The organism is Micromonospora sp. BQ11 (assembly GCF_052068135.1).
Taxonomy (GTDB): Bacteria; Actinomycetota; Actinomycetes; order Mycobacteriales; family Micromonosporaceae; genus Micromonospora.
Map to the genome: position 1 here is coordinate 79,199 of NZ_JBQHDB010000005.1, position 15,257 is coordinate 94,455.

General features: G+C 72.3%; 16 protein-coding genes. 11 read left to right on the forward strand and 5 right to left on the reverse strand.

Features of this window, described 5'->3' with window-relative positions; all coding sequences use genetic code 11:
* Window positions 1-7: 7 nt before the first annotated feature.
* The 5 genes from ACTMSW_RS12425 to ACTMSW_RS12445 are packed head-to-tail and all read right to left on the reverse strand — an operon-like array spanning window position 8 to window position 3,743.
* Complete coding sequence (locus ACTMSW_RS12425) at window positions 8-565, reverse strand: GAF domain-containing protein (RefSeq protein WP_441180724.1); 558 nt, start codon at window positions 563-565, stop codon at window positions 8-10.
* Window positions 566-604: 39 nt separating this feature from the next.
* Window positions 605-1,195 carry a GTP-binding protein gene (locus ACTMSW_RS12430; protein ID WP_441180725.1) on the reverse strand — a complete coding sequence of 197 codons (591 nt, stop codon included), beginning with the start codon at window positions 1,193-1,195 and terminating at the stop codon, window positions 605-607.
* The gene (locus ACTMSW_RS12435) at window positions 1,173-1,544 is read right to left on the reverse strand and encodes a DUF742 domain-containing protein (RefSeq protein WP_441180726.1); all 372 of its coding nucleotides are present in this window, start codon (window positions 1,542-1,544) and stop codon (window positions 1,173-1,175) included. Before ACTMSW_RS12435 ends, ACTMSW_RS12430 begins: the two co-directional genes overlap by 23 nt.
* A gap of 1 nt (window position 1,545) precedes the next feature.
* Entirely contained in the window at window positions 1,546-1,980 is a 435-nt protein-coding gene (locus tag ACTMSW_RS12440) for a roadblock/LC7 domain-containing protein (RefSeq protein ID WP_441180727.1), read from the reverse strand.
* Window positions 1,981-2,012: 32 nt separating this feature from the next.
* A complete protein-coding gene (locus ACTMSW_RS12445) occupies window positions 2,013-3,743 on the reverse strand; it encodes a sensor histidine kinase (protein ID WP_441180728.1) in 1,731 nt (576 codons plus the stop codon).
* Between the two features lie 446 nt (window positions 3,744-4,189).
* Between ACTMSW_RS12445 and ACTMSW_RS12450 the strand changes: the two genes are divergently transcribed.
* From ACTMSW_RS12450 to ACTMSW_RS12500, 11 genes are all read left to right on the forward strand, one after another.
* Window positions 4,190-5,320 (forward strand): peptidoglycan recognition protein family protein, encoded by a 1,131-nt coding sequence (locus ACTMSW_RS12450; RefSeq protein ID WP_441180729.1) that lies wholly within the window; start codon window positions 4,190-4,192, stop codon window positions 5,318-5,320.
* A gap of 98 nt (window positions 5,321-5,418) precedes the next feature.
* On the forward strand, window positions 5,419-5,865 hold the full coding sequence (locus ACTMSW_RS12455; RefSeq protein WP_441180730.1) for a VOC family protein: 447 nt from the start codon (window positions 5,419-5,421) through the stop codon (window positions 5,863-5,865).
* Window positions 5,866-5,914: 49 nt separating this feature from the next.
* On the forward strand, window positions 5,915-7,489 hold the full coding sequence (locus ACTMSW_RS12460) for an FMN-binding glutamate synthase family protein (protein WP_441180731.1): 1,575 nt from the start codon (window positions 5,915-5,917) through the stop codon (window positions 7,487-7,489).
* Window positions 7,490-7,555: 66 nt separating this feature from the next.
* Window positions 7,556-8,743 (forward strand): DNA polymerase IV, encoded by a 1,188-nt coding sequence (dinB, locus tag ACTMSW_RS12465; protein ID WP_441180732.1) that lies wholly within the window; start codon window positions 7,556-7,558, stop codon window positions 8,741-8,743.
* Between the two features lie 102 nt (window positions 8,744-8,845).
* The gene (locus ACTMSW_RS12470; RefSeq protein WP_441180733.1) at window positions 8,846-9,127 is read left to right on the forward strand and encodes a hypothetical protein; all 282 of its coding nucleotides are present in this window, start codon (window positions 8,846-8,848) and stop codon (window positions 9,125-9,127) included.
* 161 nt (window positions 9,128-9,288) lie between these two features.
* The gene (locus ACTMSW_RS12475) at window positions 9,289-10,221 is read left to right on the forward strand and encodes an STM4015 family protein (protein WP_441180734.1); all 933 of its coding nucleotides are present in this window, start codon (window positions 9,289-9,291) and stop codon (window positions 10,219-10,221) included.
* A gap of 7 nt (window positions 10,222-10,228) precedes the next feature.
* Window positions 10,229-11,176, forward strand: coding sequence for an STM4015 family protein (locus ACTMSW_RS12480; protein ID WP_441180735.1), 948 nt, complete (start codon window positions 10,229-10,231; stop codon window positions 11,174-11,176).
* A gap of 1 nt (window position 11,177) precedes the next feature.
* Window positions 11,178-12,266 carry an STM4014 family protein gene (locus ACTMSW_RS12485; protein ID WP_441180736.1) on the forward strand — a complete coding sequence of 363 codons (1,089 nt, stop codon included), beginning with the start codon at window positions 11,178-11,180 and terminating at the stop codon, window positions 12,264-12,266.
* The gene (locus ACTMSW_RS12490) at window positions 12,254-13,057 is read left to right on the forward strand and encodes an STM4013/SEN3800 family hydrolase (RefSeq protein ID WP_441180737.1); all 804 of its coding nucleotides are present in this window, start codon (window positions 12,254-12,256) and stop codon (window positions 13,055-13,057) included. The genes ACTMSW_RS12485 and ACTMSW_RS12490 overlap by 13 nt, the downstream gene beginning before the upstream one ends.
* Window positions 13,054-14,379 carry an STM4012 family radical SAM protein gene (locus ACTMSW_RS12495; protein WP_441180738.1) on the forward strand — a complete coding sequence of 442 codons (1,326 nt, stop codon included), beginning with the start codon at window positions 13,054-13,056 and terminating at the stop codon, window positions 14,377-14,379. The genes ACTMSW_RS12490 and ACTMSW_RS12495 overlap by 4 nt, the downstream gene beginning before the upstream one ends.
* Complete coding sequence (locus ACTMSW_RS12500) at window positions 14,376-15,233, forward strand: STM4011 family radical SAM protein (protein WP_441180739.1); 858 nt, start codon at window positions 14,376-14,378, stop codon at window positions 15,231-15,233. The genes ACTMSW_RS12495 and ACTMSW_RS12500 overlap by 4 nt, the downstream gene beginning before the upstream one ends.
* The last annotated feature ends 24 nt before the right edge of the window (window positions 15,234-15,257 follow it).

A 15,257-nucleotide genomic window follows, 5' to 3' on the forward strand; every position in this document is an offset into this window, starting at 1 on the left:
CCTCGACCTACCGCCCGGTGCGCTGGCTGATCCGGGTCGTCAGCTCGGCGGCCAGGGACTTGATCGTCTCCAGTCCCCTCCGCCCCCACGGGCGCGGCTCGGTGTCCACCACACAGATCGTGCCCAGTGCCATGTCCGTGTGGTCGATCAACGGCGCACCCAGGTAGGAGCGGATGCCGATCTCGTCGACCACGGGGTTGCCGGCGAACCGCGGGTAGTCGCACACGTCGTCGAGTACCAGCGCCTTGCGTCGGACCACGACATGCGGGCAGTAGCCGTGGTCCCGAGGCATCACCCGGCCCGGTTGCCCGGCGGCCGCGACCTCAGGGGTGCTGGTTCGCGCGGCCGGAGGGGTGTAGAGCCCGGCGAAGTACTGGCGGTCCTCGCTGATGAAGTTGACCATCGCGTACGGGGCGCCGGTGATCTGTGCGAGTTTCTGGGCGAACTCGTCGAACTCGGGGTCCGGGCTCTCGCCCAGACCGAGATCGCGCAGCCGCCGCATGCGGTGCGGCGCTTCTCGGTCAGCCGGCGTCAGCGACTGGTAGGCCGGGTATTCGTAGTTCATTGCTGGCTCCATATCTGGCAGGTCTGACGCGCCGCGCTGTTACGCCGCATAGGATCGGGAAGTGCCGAGCAGGTGCTGGAGCAGCGCGATCAGCACGGCCGTCGCGGAGCGGCTCTGGCGGGCGTCGCACATGACGATCGGCACATGCGGTTTGAGTTCGAGAGCAGCCCGTACTTCTTCAGGCTCGTAATGGAACGAGCCGTCGAATTCGTTCACCGCGACGAGGAAATTGACGCCACGGGCCTCGAAGTAGTCGACGGCCGCGAAGCAGTCCTGTAGGCGGCGGGTGTCGGCGAGGACGACAGCCCCGATGGCCCCGGTCGACAACTCGTCCCACATGAACCAGAAGCGTTCCTGCCCCGGCGTGCCGAACACGTACAGGACGTGGCGGGCGTCGACGGTGATGCGGCCGAAATCGAGCGCCACCGTGGTGGTGGACTTGTCCTCCACGCCGGTCAGGCTGTCGGTCTCGACCCCGGCGGCGGTCAGGATCTCCTCCGTACGCAACGGCCGGATCTCGCTCACGGCCCCGACGAAGGTGGTCTTACCGACGCCGAATCCGCCCGCGACGAGGATCTTGAGAGCGGTAGGGAACACCGGAGACAGTTCAAAGTCGTCTCTGTAGGCCATCGAGAACCGCCTCCAAAACGGATCGTTCAGTAGGGTCGGCCATGGGGCTGGGGGCTCGCGTGCTCACCGCTCCACAATCCACCAGATCGGAGAGCACGACCTTCGTGATGGCAGCCGGCAGTTTCATGTGTGCGGCGACCTCGGCAACCGTGATGGGACCGCCGCAGAGGCGAAGGGCTCGGGCATGGTCCGGCTCAAGGTGCCCGCGAGGCAGCCGACCGGTGGCCATCACCCAGGACAGCAACTCCATGTGGGTACTGGGTCGGGTCCGTCCGTTGCTGACCGTGTAGGGGCGCACCAGCCGCCCCGCGTCATCGTCGAGAAAGGGTTCGTCCTCGGAAGCCACCATGTCACCGGATCATGTCGCCAGAACCGACGATGGCTCCGCGTGTCGGCGTGGCCAGGAACGGGCGCACACTCTTGACCATCTGCGACATCTCGTACCCGAGCACGCCAACGTCCGCGTCACGGCCCGCGAGCACCGCGAGGACGGCATTGGCGCCCGCCGCCGTGACGAACAGCAGGGTGTCATCGAGCTCGGCCACCACCTGACGGACACCGTTGCTGCCACCGAAACTACCTCCGGCGCTGCGGGCGAGGGAGAACAGCCCGGAGGCGATTGCCGCCAGGTGGTCCGCGCCGTCCGCGTCCAGTCCGTGAGCGGCCTTCGGCAGGCCGTCCGAGGACAGCAGAAGCGCGCTACGGGTGTGGGGAACCCGCTCGGCCAGCCCGGACAACAGCCATACGAGATCCTGCGATTGCCCGACGGGCGGATTGCTCAGCATAATTGGTAACCCTCCTGAACGGTGACGCGTGATCAGCTGGTGCCGCCAAAGCGGGCTTCGGAGCCGTCATTCTCAGCTCCGGCGTTGCCTTGGGTAAAGGCCCGCGTGAACGTCGCCATCAAAGTGGGATCGGGTTCACCCACGCCCTGCTCTGTGACAGAGGCCCGGGGAGTGCCCTGCAGTTGAGGGGCCAGGTGTGTCTGTCGCTGCCGGTGCGGTAGTGGCGGACGGTCGTTGCCGCCCCCGGCGACCGGCGCCGCGGCCGGATCGCTGGCCGGGGCGGCTTGCGCCGATCCCGTCGGACCGTGTCCGTTGGTCTCAGGGACGGAGGGGTGCGCGGTAGCGTTCCATGCCGCCGGCCACGCCGTCTGCTCCGAGAAGGTCTGCTGGTGGGCCGTCGCGACCCGGTCGGTGGGCCGGGACGGGACAGCGGCCGCCGAGTACGTCGGCGGGGCGCTCGACGACGCAGCCACCGCCGGTGACGGCTCGCGGCGAGGCGGTTGGACGATGGGCTGCGGCTGCGTCTCATGCCAGGATTCACGCCTCTGTGGCGGTGCGCCGAGCAGCCCCGGGGGCAGGATGAGCACCGCCTGGATCCCGCCGTAGATATTGGTCTGCAACCGCACCGCGATGCCGTGTCGACGGGCGATCGCGCCGACGACGAACAGCCCGATGCGACCGTCGCGCAGCAATTTGTTGACATCAATCACAGTGGGGTCGACCAGGAGGCGGTTCACCCGCTCCTGATCGGCGACCGGCATACCCAGGCCTCGGTCCTCCACCTCCACGGCGATACCAGAGGTGACGGTCTGGGCACGTAACAGCACCTGTGTGTGCGGAGCGGAGAAGTTGGTGGCGTTCTCGACGAGCTCGGCGACCAGATGGATGACGTCGGCTACGGCGTGGCCGCCCAGAGTGCCCTCGATCGGGGGCACCAGCTTCACCCGCGAGTAGTGCTGGACCTCGGCGATGGCCGACCGCAGAACCTCGGTCAGAGCCACCGGCCTGCTCCACTGCCGCCGCGAGACAGCTCCGCCGAGCACCGCGAGGTTCTCCGCGTGGCGGCGGATGCGGGTGGCGAGGTGGTCCACCTGGAAGAGGCCCTTGAGGAGGTCCGGATCCTCTACCTGGTTCTCGAGGTCGTCGAGCAACTGGATCTCCCGATGCACCAGGGACTGCAGTCGCCGAGCCAGGTTGACGAAGACCTCCACCTGGTGACCGGTGTGGGGAACGGGCGCCGCGGACGCCACGGCCGATGCCTCTACGACGGCGACCTGCGCGACGTGCAGGACCTCGTCCAGTTCGCGTTGCAGGAGCGCGAATCCGTCACGTCCCGTGCCGGGCACGAGCTCCGCAGGGGCCTCGAGACGGTCGCCGCTGCGCAACCGCTCGGTGAGGTGCTGGACCTCGGCTCCGCGCTGAACGACCGAGGAGCGCAGGGCGGCGATCCTCGCGACGACCAGACGGTCGATCGCATTGGCGCGGTGAGCGGCTACGGCGACGACCGCCACGGACATGACCCACGCCGCGACCAGGGACCAGCCCACGGTAGCGGTGACCGTTTCCCCGGACGCGGCGAGCACGTAGACGACCGCGACGGCCCCGAGCAGCGTCACCACGCTCGCGGGGAGCACAGCCAGCCACATCAGGTGAGATTTCACGCCGCTGGCCGGGCGTCCGTCACGAGCAGGCGATTCACCGTGCGGATCGCGTGCCCGATGGGCGGCGCGCGTGTCAGAAGGGGAAAACTCAGGCATCAGCATCCTCGGACCTGGAGGGTGGCCGCTCACAAATGCGGGTCGTCTCCCTCGACGTGCATCCCGCGGGGACGGGTGCGTTCTCGGGTACGGGCAGTGTAGAGCGCCGGCCTCTCCCCGCCGCTAGCGGACAACTACGGTGATCCTATAAGGACTGGCTCTCGGCTCAGTTCGACGGCCGCACGACGGTAGGGCGTCGCGGCGATCGTCTGCGTTACATCGACGTGCGGGGCCTCGCCGGCATGCCGGCCGGGCCCCTGGAGGCTCGGCGAGGTGGCCGCGCCCCGCCTGCGCCGGTTGCTCTCCCGATCCTTCCGGCGCGTACGTGGCGATCGGCGGAGACCTCTAGCGCCACCCGCCCGCTTGGCAATATCCTCCACAGCACGCACGGCCACTGGAGCTGATTTTCACGGTGGCTCCACCCCCATCGCCGGACGCCGAGGAGATACGCCATGCCCGTCGACCGTTCCGAACTGGACCGCCGGACCCTGCTACGGGCCGGCCTCGGCGCCGCCACCGTCGCGGTCGTCGGCACCGAACTCGCCCTTCCGTCCGCCGCCCGGGCCGATGACGGCACCGACCTGGACTGGATCCTGAGCTGCGACGAGTGGGGCGCCCGTCCGCCCAAGGACCCGCTGTCGGTCAGCACGATCCCCACCAACAAGATCATCGTGCACCACATGGCGTTCCCGAACGTCACCGACTACTCCGAGGCGCAGGCGGTCAAGCTGGCCCGCGACTGCCAGAACCTGCACATCGACGGCAACGGCTGGTCCGACACCGGCCAGCACTTCACCATCAGCCGGGGCGGCTACGTCCTGGAGGGACGGCGCGGCAGCCTGGAACGGCTGGCCGCCGGCGACCGGCAGATGGTGTCCGCGCACTGCCCGGGCGAGAACACCCGGTCCATCGGCATCGAGAACGAGGGCACGTACGTCACCGAGACGCCCCCGGACGCGCTCCTGGACTCGCTGGTGAAGCTCTGCGTGACGATCTGCCAGCGGTACGGGCTGCACGCCCACGACATCTTCGGCCACTGGGACTTCCGCACCACCCAGTGCCCCGGTGCCGCCTTCTACCGCCAGTTCCCCGACCTCCGCCGCCGCGTGTTCGCCGCGCTCGGCACCGACCTGGCCGACGTGCCGGCCCGCCGCTGGCCGGACGTGTGGCGGTTCGTCAGCGCCCCGACCGTCCGCGCCGCGCAGTACCTCCTGCTTTACCGGGGCTACGCCGTGCCGACCACCGGCGTGTTCGACGCCGCGACCGTCGCCGCCGTGCAGGACTGGCAGGCGCGCAACGGCATCCCGGTCGACGTCGACGCCACCCTGACCGGGCCCACCTGGGAGACCCTGGCCCCGGTGCTGTACAAGGAGGCCGCCGGCCTGCCGGTGAGCGCCATCCAGTACCTGCTCAACTTCCGCGGCTACACCGACGTCGCGGTCACCGGCGAGTACGACTACGCCACCAAGAAGGCCGTCAAGGAGTTGCAGGTCCTGCACGGGCTCCCGCAGGACGGCTCCCTCACCACCGACACGTGGTGCGTGCTCGTCGGCGGCGTGATCCGCCGGTCCTTCCGCCGCTGACCGAACGGGTACGGCCGCCGCACACCTGGTCGGTGTGCGGCGGCACCGTCCGTACCGCATGGCGTGTATTCCCGCGGTGACGTCCGCACGGTGCGAGGATGACGGCGGCCGTCGACCTCGAGGGGGATGTCATGGCGTCGCAGCTCAACCCATACCTGAACTTCGCCGGCAACGCGCGGGAGGCGATGGAGTTCTACCACCGGGTGTTCGGTGGGGACCTCTCGCTGACCACGTTCCGGGAGTTCGGCACCGAGGATCCGGCGTACGCCGACCAGATCATGCACGGCCTGCTGCGGACCACCGCGGGCCACGTGCTGATGGCCTCGGACCTGCCACCCGGCATGGAGATCCGGCGCGGCAACGCCAACACCATCTCCCTGAGCGGCGACGACGCCGGCGAGCTTCGCGGCTGGTGGGAGCAGCTGTCCACGGGCGGGGCGGTCGGCGTGCCGCTGGAGAAGCAGATGTGGGGCGACGAGTTCGGGCAGTGCGAGGACCGCTTCGGCACGCCGTGGATGGTCAACATCACCACCGCGCCGATGTGAGTCCCGCCGCCCGTTTGACCGGCCCCGCGGGCGGAGAAACAACCCTGGCATGAAGTGGATCGGTCGAGCCGTACCCGTCGCCGCCGCCGCCCTCGCGGGCCTCGCCGCCCGCGACGTCCTCCAGCGCGACCACGCCCTGCTGCGCAACTTCCCGGTGATCGGGCGGGCCCGGTACCTGCTCGAGGCGATCGGGCCGGAGCTGCGGCAGTACATCGTGGCGGGCAACAACGAGGAGCGGCCGTTCACCCGTGACCAGCGGCGCTGGATCTACGCGTCGGCGAAGCAGCAGAACAACTACTTCGGCTTCGGCACGGACAACGACATCGAGTACACCCCGGGCTATCCGATCATCAAGCACCGGACCTTCGGCCGGGCGGTGCCGCCGTCGTCCCCGACGGCGGGTCACGACGTACGCCTGCCGGCGGCGAAGATCCTCGGCGGCGCGCGCGGCCGGGCCAAGGCGTTCCGGCCAGAGTCCGTCGTCAACATCTCCGGGATGAGCTTCGGCTCGCTGTCGGGCAATGCGATCACCGCGCTGAACAAGGGGGCGGCGCTGGCCGGCTGTCTGCAGAACACCGGCGAGGGCGGGCTGTCGCCGTACCACCGCCAGGGCGGTGACCTCGTGTTCCAGTTGGGCACGGCGTACTTCGGCTGCCGGGACTCCCGCGGGCGTTTCGACCTGGCCCGGCTCCGGGACCTGGTCGCCGGTGCTCCGGTACGCGCCCTGGAGGTCAAGCTGAGCCAGGGCGCGAAGCCCAGCCTGGGTGGTCTGCTGCCGGGGGCCAAGGTGTCGGCCGAGATCGCCGCCACCCGGGGCATCCCGGAGGGCAGGGACTGCGTCAGCCCGTCGCGGCACGCGGAGTTCTCCGACTGCGACAGCCTGCTCGACTGGGTGGAACTGCTCGCCGCCGAGACCGGCCTGCCGGTCGGCATCAAGTCCGCCGTCGGCGACCTCGGCTTCTGGGAGGAGCTGACCATGCTGATGCGGGACACCGGCCGGGGCGTGGACTTCGTGACCATCGACGGCGGCGAGGGTGGCACCGGCGCGGCGCCGCTGATCTTCACCGACTCGGTGTCGCTGCCGTTCCAGCAGGGCTTCGCCCGGGTCTACAAGATCTTCGCCGAGCAGGACCTCCACGAGCAGGTGGTCTTCGTCGGTGCCGGCAAGCTGGGCCTGCCGGACAACGCGGTGGTGGCGTTCGCGCTGGGCTGCGACATGGTCAACGTCGGCCGGGAGGCGATGCTCGCGATCGGCTGCATCCAGGCCCAGAAGTGCCACACCGACACCTGCCCGACCGGCGTCGCCACCCAGAACCCCTGGCTGGCCCGGGGCCTGGACCCGACGCTGAAGTCGGTGCGCGCCGCCAACTACGTGAAGACGCTGCGGCGGGACCTGGTCAAGGTCGCCGAGGCGTGCGGCGTGGAACACCCCGGCCTGATCGACACGGACGCCGTCGAGGTCCTCGACGGCCGCACCTCCTCCAGGCCCCTGCACGAGGTGTACGGCTACCGCCCCGAGTGGGGCCTGCCGTCGGCCACCGACCGCAGCGAGATCATCCGCCTGATGACCCCGGAGGCCCCCCGGGGCGACAGCGCCCCACCCTCCCCCACCGCAGTCGGCTGACCCCCGCCCGAGCGGCGTTCGGGCAGGTCGGTGGGCTGCGAGCCACCGGCGTGCGAACATGTGTTCGTGTCGACGGCCGCTTCCATCCTGCATGCCGACCTGGACGCGTTCTACGCGTCGGTCGAGCAGCGGGACGATCCGCGCCTGCGCGGCCGGCCGGTGATCGTGGGCGGCGGCGTGGTGCTGGCGTGCAGCTACGAGGCGAAGGCGCGGGGCGTGCGCAGCGCGATGAGCGGGCACCTGGCCCGCCGGCTGTGTCCGGACGCGGTGGTGGTGCCGCCGCGGATGTCGGCGTACACGGCGGCCAGCCGAGCGGTGTTCGACATCTTCCGGCACACCACGCCGCTGGTCGAGGGGCTCTCCGTCGACGAGGCGTTCCTCGACGTCGGCGGTCTGCGTCGGCTGGTCGGCCCACCGGCCGACGTGGCGGCGCGGCTCCGGCGGGAGGTCCGCGAGCGGGTCGGCCTGCCGATCACCGTCGGCGTGGCCCGCACGAAGTTCCTCGCGAAGGTGGCCAGCGGCGTGGCCAAACCGGACGGCCTGCTCGTCGTCGAGCCGGCCGATGAGCGGGCGTTCCTGCACCCGCTGCCGGTCGAGCGGCTGTGGGGTGTCGGTCCGGTGAGCGCCGCCAGGCTGCGCGAGCGGGGCGTGCGTACGGTCGGCCAGGTCGCACGCCTCGGCGAGGCGACCCTGGTGTCACTGCTCGGCGGCGGGGCGGGCCGGCACCTGCACGCGCTGGCGCACAACCGCGATCCGCGCGCGGTACAGGTGGGCCGCCGCCGCTCGTCGATGGGCGCCCAGCACGCCTTGGGGCGTACGCCGCACTCCCCCGCCGAGCTGGACGCGATCCTGGCAGGGCTGGTCGACCGGGTGACCCGCCGGATGCGGGCGGCCTCCCGCTCGGGCCGGACCGTGGTGCTGCGGCTGCGGTTCGCCGACTACACCCGGGCGACCCGGTCGCACACCGTGACCAAGGCGACGGCGGACACGACGCCGCTGCTGGGTGCCGCGCGGACGCTCCTGCGCGCGGCGCTGCCGGAGATCGACCGGCGCGGCATCACGCTCATCGGGGTGTCGGTGGGCAACCTGGACGACGCGCCGGTCCAGCCGCCGCTGCCCTTCGAGCGGGATCCGGGAGCGGACCTGGACGCGGCCGTGGACGCGGTCCGGGACCGGTTCGGGTCGGCGGCGCTGACCCGGGCGGTGCTGCTCGGCCGCGACCCCGGCGTCGAGATGCCACTCCTGCCGGACTGACGCCGTCCGTCGGAGGGTCCACCGCCCCGTTGCCGAACCGTGATGTTTCATGATCGTCGGGAGCGGGGAACAGGGACCGGCCGTATGCGAGAAGGGAACACCGTGTCCGAGGTCCTCACACACCCGTCCAGCCTGGAGTCCGACCGTCCCGCCGAGGTGACCGATCCACTGCTGTGGAACCTGGCCCTCGCCGTGGCGGACACTCACGAACCGGACGGGAACGGCGGGTGCCGGATCCTTCTCTGCGCCGACCAGCCCTGGCCGTGCGCCGCGTGGAACAGCGCCCAGCGGGCGTTGCAGGCCGCCCGCGCCACCGCACCGGCTGCGAGCCGGCGGCGGCCCACGACTCTCCGGCCGGTCCGGGCGGCCAGCGCGGCGGCCTGAGCCCCCGCAGCGACCTCCGGAAGCCTCCTCGACGACCCTCAGCCCCGCCCGCGGGGCACCGGCGTGCCCGGGCCCGGTGCGGGGCGGTCCGCGGTGATCATCATGTCGGACGGACCTGTTACCGTCTCGCCGCCGTTGCCGCAGTCGGACCGGAGGTTCGCGTGATCCAGTCGCACGTGTCGTCGTTCGCCGGGTTGCCGGTGGTGCCGTTCACACCGGGCATGACCCCGCCGGAGGATCCGTCGGCCGTGGCGTGGCGGCTGGAGGTCGAGGAGTTCGACGCCGACCCCGCGGAGTTCGTCGACCTGGTGCGGGCCATGGTGGACGAGATCCCACCGGCGGCCGTCCGGGCCGTCGTGGTCGGCGAGTGGGGCGCGGCGTACGAGCGGGCGCTGCCGGTCGAGGTACTGGTGGACGCCGTGCGGCGGTGGCCGGGGCTGCGGGCGGTCTTCCTGGCCGACCTGACCAGCGAGCAGTGCGAGATCTCTTGGTTGGCGCACGGGGACGTCACCCCGCTGCTGTCGGCGTGCCCGGGTCTGGAGACGCTGTGGATCCGCGGCGCCCAGGGCCTGTCGCTGGAGCCGCTGCGGCACACCGGCCTGCGCGAGCTGCGCATCGAGTCCGGCGGGCTCCCGGGCCCGGTCGTACGGGCCGTCGGGGCGAGCGACCTGCCGGCGTTGCGGCGGCTGGACCTGTGGCTCGGCCGCTCGGATTACGGCGGTGACGCCACCGTGGAGGACCTGGCACCCGTGCTGGCCGGCGACCACCTGCCGGCCCTGCGGCACCTGGCGCCCTGCAACGCGGAGATCGCCGACGCCGTCGCGTCCGCGGTCGCCACCGCCCCGGTCGTCGGCCGGTTGGAGGTCCTGGACCTGTCGATGGGTGTGCTCACCGACGACGGGGCGGCGGCGTTGCTGGCCGGTCAGCCCCTGACCCACCTGCGCCGGCTGGACCTGCACCACCACTACCTGTCCGACGAGACGCGGGACCGGCTCGTCGCGGCTCTGCCGGGCGTCGAGGTCGACCTGTCGGACCCGCAGTCCCCGGAGGTGTACGACGGCACCACCTACCGCTACACCCAGGTCGGGGAGTGAGGCGGCGATGACGTTCGGATGCCACGCGCGTGCCTTCGCCGGCCGCCCGGTCGTCACCGTCTGGGCCAACACGCCGGTGCCGGAGGTCGACGGACCGGTGTCGTGGCGCATGTCCTACTGGGACTTCGACGACTCGTCCGACTATCGCCTCTCCGCGGGGTTCGCGGCGGCGTTCGACGCGTTCCTGACCCGCATGGGGCCATCGATCGAGTCCCTGGTGATCGGCTCCTGGGGCTACGCGGCGTTCAACCCCGCCCCGATCGCGCAGCTCTGCGCGGCCGCCCCGCGCCTGCCCCGGCTGCGCGCCCTGTTCCTCGGCGACATGACCAGCGAGGAGTGTGAGGTCTCCTGGATGCGGGTCGGTGACGTCAGCCCGCTGCTGACGGCGTACCCGGCCCTGGAGGTGCTGCGGGTGCGCGGCGGCGAGGACTTCTCCTTCTCCCCCGTCCGGCACGACGCGCTGCGCGAGCTGGCGGTGGAGAGCGGTGGCCTGTCCAGGGAGTTCGTCGCGGCGGTGCTCGGGTCCGAGCTGCCCGCGCTGACCGACCTGGAGCTGTGGCTGGGTACTCCGGACTACGGCGGCGACACGACGGTGGCGGACCTGGCGCCGCTGCTGTCCGGGGTGCCGTTCCCCCGTCTGCGCCGGCTCGGGCTGCGCAACGCGCAGATCGCCGACGACGTCGCGGAGGCGCTGGCGTCCGCGCCGGTGGTACGCCGGCTGGAGCGTCTCGACCTGTCGCTGGGCACGCTCGGTGACCAGGGCGTGGCCGCGCTGCTCGCCGGTCAGCCGCTCGGCCACCTGTCCGAGCTGGACCTGCACCACCACTACCTGTCCGACGAGGTGGCCGCCTCGGTGACCGCCGCCCTGCCCGGCGTGCGGGTGGACGTGTCCGAGCCGGAGGAGCCCGACGAGTACGACGACGAGAGCCACCGCTACACGGCGGTGTCGGAGTGACATGCGCCTGACCGTGGTCGGCAATCCCGGCAACCGCCGGGTCGACCTGTTCGCCGCGGCGGTCCGGGCCGCCGGCCTGCCCCCGCCCGACGTGCTGCCCTGGGCCGACGTGCTCACCGGCGCGGCGCCGCCACCGGCCGACGCTCTGGTCCGGGTGGACTCGCCCGGGGAGGACCCGGAGGTGGACCGGCTGCTGCGCCGGTCCGCCGTCCCGGCCCGGCACGGCGAACTGGTCGGCCTCGCCGACGCGTACGCCGGCCTGGTGGACGGCATGGCCCGGGTGGCCGGCGGCGGCGCCACGTTGCTCAATCCCCCGGCGGACGTCGCGGTGCTCTGCGACAAGCGGCGCTGCCACGCGGCGCTGTCGGCGGCCGGCGTGCCGGTGCCGGCCGCGCTCGGCGCGGTCGACGGGTACGCGCGGCTGCGGGAGGCGATGGCGGCGGCCGGGTGGAGCCGGGTGTTCGTCAAGCCCGCGCACGGCTCGTCCGCCGCCGGGGTCATCGCCCTGGCGGTCGGCCCCGGACGGGTGCAGGCGGTCACCACCGTCGAGCGGACGCCCGACGGGCTGTTCAACTCGCTGCGGCTGCGTCGGTACGCCGACGAGGCCGACGTGGCCGCGCTCGTCGACCGGCTCGCGCCGGAGGGTCTGCACGTGGAGCGCTGGCTGCCCAAGGCCGGCCTCGGCGACCGGGTGGTCGACGTGCGGGTGGTGGTGGTCGCCGGGCGGCCCACCCACGCGGTGGTCCGCGCCGCCCGGGGGCCACTGACGAACCTGCACCTGGGCAACGCGCGCGGTGACCTGGCCGCGCTGCGGTCGGCGGCCGGCCCGGCGGCGTGGTCGGCGGCGATGGAGACGTGCGAGCGGGTCGCGGCGTGCTTTCCGGGGTCGTTGCAGGTCGGCGTGGACCTGATGTTCCTCGTCGGGTGGCGGCGCCACGCGGTGGCGGAGGTCAACGCGTTCGGTGACCTGCTGCCCGGTGTACTGGTCGCCGGCCGGGACACGTACGCCGAGCAGGTGCACGCCCTGACCGGCGGTCGCTGGGACGCGTGGCGGGCCGCGACCCGGGAGGTGGTCGCGTGCGGAGCCTGATCGGCACCCACGACGTCCTCCTGGTCACCCTGGACACGCTCCGGTACGACGTGGCCGCCGACCTGGCCGCCACGGGTCGCACCCCGCACCTGGCGCGGGCGCTGCCGGGCGGCCGGTGGGAACGGCGCCACTCCCCCGCCAGCTTCACCTACGCCGCCCACCACGCCTTCTTCGCGGGCTTCCTGCCCACGCCGGTCGAGCCGGGTCGGCACGAGCGGCTGTACGCGGCGGCGTTCCCCGGCAGCGAGACCTCCGGCGCGGACACCTGGGTCTTCGACGCCCCGGACCTGCCGACCGCCCTGGCCGACGCCGGCTACCACACCGTGTGCCTGGGCGGGGTCGGCTTCTTCAACCGGCGCAGCCCGCTCGGTGGGGTGCTGCCCGGCCTGTTCACCGAGGCGCACTGGGAGCCCGGGTTCGGCGTCACCGCGCCGGGCTGCGTCGACGCGCAGCTCGACCGGCTGGCCGCCGTCCTGCCGACGGTCCCCGCCGACCGGCCGCTGTTCACGTTCCTCAACGTGGCGGCGCTGCACCAGCCCAACCGGCACTACCTGCCCGGCGCCGAGGTCGACGACCTGGCCAGCCACGCCGCCGCCCTGGAGTACGTGGACTCCCGCATCGACCGGCTGTTCCGACTGGTCAGCGGGCGTGGCCGGCCGGTACTCACGATCATCTGCTCCGACCACGGCACCGCGTACGGCGAGGACGGCCACACCGGCCACCGGATCGGCCACGACGTGGTCTGGACCGTCCCGTACGCCCATCTCGTCCTGCACCCGGGAGACTGGTGACCAGCATCGACACGGCCCTCGACGGCTCCCCGTACCAGCAGTACCTGTACGCGTACCCGCACAAGACGTCGTACCGGGCGTTGCGGCCCCGGCCGCTGCTCGCCGACGTCTGGCGGGCCGAGCCGTCCGACGCGCTCTTCCTCTACCTGCACGTGCCGTTCTGCGAGATGCGCTGCGGCTTCTGCAACCTGTTCACCCGCGCGAACGCGCCGGAGGAGCAGGTCACCGCGTACCTGCGGCAGGTGCGCCGGCAGGCCGAGCGGGTCGCGGACGCGCTCGGCGACTCCGCCGGGTACGCCCGCGCGGCGTTCGGCGGCGGCACCCCCACCTACCTCACCGCCGGCGAGTTGACCGAGCTGTTCGACATCGCCACCGGCACCCTGGGCGCGCGGCTGCCCGGCGTACCGCTGTCGGTGGAGACGTCGCCGGCCACCGCGACGCCGGACCGGCTCGCGGTCCTCGCCGCGCACGGCGCCACCCGGGTGAGCATCGGCGTGCAGAGCTTCCTCGACGTCGAGGCCCGCGCCGCCGGGCGCCCGCAGCGCCGCACCGAGGTGGAGGCCGCGCTCGCCGCGATCCGCGACGCCCGGATCCCGATCCTCAACATCGACCTGATCTACGGCATCGACGGGCAGACGGCCGGGACCTGGCGGACGAGCCTCGACGCGGCGCTGGCCTGGCGGCCGGAGGAGCTGTACCTGTACCCGCTCTACGTCCGGCCGCTGACCGGCCTCGGCCGGCGGGCCCACGCCCGCGCGGACTGGGACGCCCAGCGACTCGCCCTCTACGAGCAGGCGGTCCAGACGCTCGGCGCGGCCGGCTACCGGCCGGAGTCGATGCGGCAGTTCCGCCGCGCCGACGCCCCGGTCCCGGACGGCCCGAACTACTGCTGCCAGGACGACGGCATGGTGGGCCTGGGGTGTGGCGCCCGCTCGTACACGACCACCCTGCACTACTCCTTCGACTACGCGGTGGGTGTCTCCCAGGTCCGTGCGGTGCTCGACGACTATCTGACCCGGCCGCCCGACGACTTCCGGTACGCCGAGTTCGGCTACCACCTCGACGACACCGAGCAACGCCGGCGCTGGCTGCTGAAGTCGCTGCTGCGCGCCGACGGGGTGGACCCGGCCGCCTACCGGGCCCGCTTCGGCACGTCACCCACCGAGGACTTCCCGCAGCTCGGTCACCTGGTCGACCGGGGCTGGGCCACCGCGGGCGGACTGCGGCTCACGCCGGCCGGCCTGGCCCGCTCCGACGCCGTTGGCCCCTGGTTGACCTCCGCCGAGGTCCACGCCGCGATGACCGGGTACGTGCCACGGTGAACCTGGCGATCCTCTACCGCGGGCCGCTGGCGAGCTGCAACTACGACTGCCCGTACTGCCCCTTCGCCAAGCGGCACGACCCACCGGAGCTGCTGCGCGAGGATCGGGCCGCGCTGGCGCGGTTCACCGACTGGGTCACCGCGACCACCGACGTACGGCTGTCGGTGCTGTTCACGCCGTGGGGCGAGGGTCTGACCCGCAGTTGGTACCGGGACGCCATGGTGTCGCTGTCGCACCTCCCGCACGTCGACCGGGTGGTCATCCAGACCAACCTCGCCACCCGCGTCGGCTGGCTGGCCGACGCGGACCGGGCGGCGGCGGCACTCTGGACGACGTACCACCCGGGTCAGGTCACCCGGGAGCGGTTCCTGGACCGCTGCGCCCGCCTGTCGGAGTTGGGCATCCGGTACTCGGTCGGGGTGGTCGGGCTGCCCGAGCACCTGGCCGAGGCGCGGCGCCTGCGCGCGGCCCTGCCCGACGACGTCTACCTGTGGGTGAACGCCGCCGAGGGCCGACGTTACGACGCCGTCGAGGAGGCGACCTGGACCGAACTGGACCCGCACTTCGGCTACAGCGTCCGCCCGCACCTGTCCCTCGGCGAGCCCTGCCACGCCGGGGAGACGGCGATCTCCGTCGTCGGGGACGGCACCGTCCGTCGCTGCCACTTCATCCCCGCGCCGATCGGCAACCTCTACGACGGGTCGTGGCGGGCCGCGCTGCGACCGCGGGCGTGCGGCAACGCGGTCTGCGACTGCCACATCGGGTACGTCCACCTCAAGCCGCTCGGCCTGCGCGACGTCTTCGCCGGCGGGGTGCTCGAACGCATCCCCGCCGCCTGGTCCCGTCCAGGCTGAGGCAGCGTGGTGCGGGTCAGGACA

Coding starts and splice junctions, on each gene's coding strand:
- ACTMSW_RS12450 (WP_441180729.1), top strand. CDS start 4,190: ATGCCCGTCGACCGTTCCGAACTGGACCGCCGGACCCTGCTACGGGCC.
- ACTMSW_RS12440 (WP_441180727.1), bottom strand. CDS start 1,980: ATGCTGAGCAATCCGCCCGTCGGGCAATCGCAGGATCTCGTATGGCTG.
- ACTMSW_RS12485 (WP_441180736.1), top strand. CDS start 11,178: ATGCGCCTGACCGTGGTCGGCAATCCCGGCAACCGCCGGGTCGACCTG.
- ACTMSW_RS12455 (WP_441180730.1), top strand. CDS start 5,419: ATGACGGCGGCCGTCGACCTCGAGGGGGATGTCATGGCGTCGCAGCTC.
- ACTMSW_RS12430 (WP_441180725.1), bottom strand. CDS start 1,195: ATGGCCTACAGAGACGACTTTGAACTGTCTCCGGTGTTCCCTACCGCT.
- ACTMSW_RS12435 (WP_441180726.1), bottom strand. CDS start 1,544: ATGGTGGCTTCCGAGGACGAACCCTTTCTCGACGATGACGCGGGGCGG.
- ACTMSW_RS12445 (WP_441180728.1), bottom strand. CDS start 3,743: ATGCTGATGCCTGAGTTTTCCCCTTCTGACACGCGCGCCGCCCATCGG.
- ACTMSW_RS12425 (WP_441180724.1), bottom strand. CDS start 565: ATGAACTACGAATACCCGGCCTACCAGTCGCTGACGCCGGCTGACCGA.
- ACTMSW_RS12480 (WP_441180735.1), top strand. CDS start 10,229: ATGACGTTCGGATGCCACGCGCGTGCCTTCGCCGGCCGCCCGGTCGTC.
- ACTMSW_RS12460 (WP_441180731.1), top strand. CDS start 5,915: ATGAAGTGGATCGGTCGAGCCGTACCCGTCGCCGCCGCCGCCCTCGCG.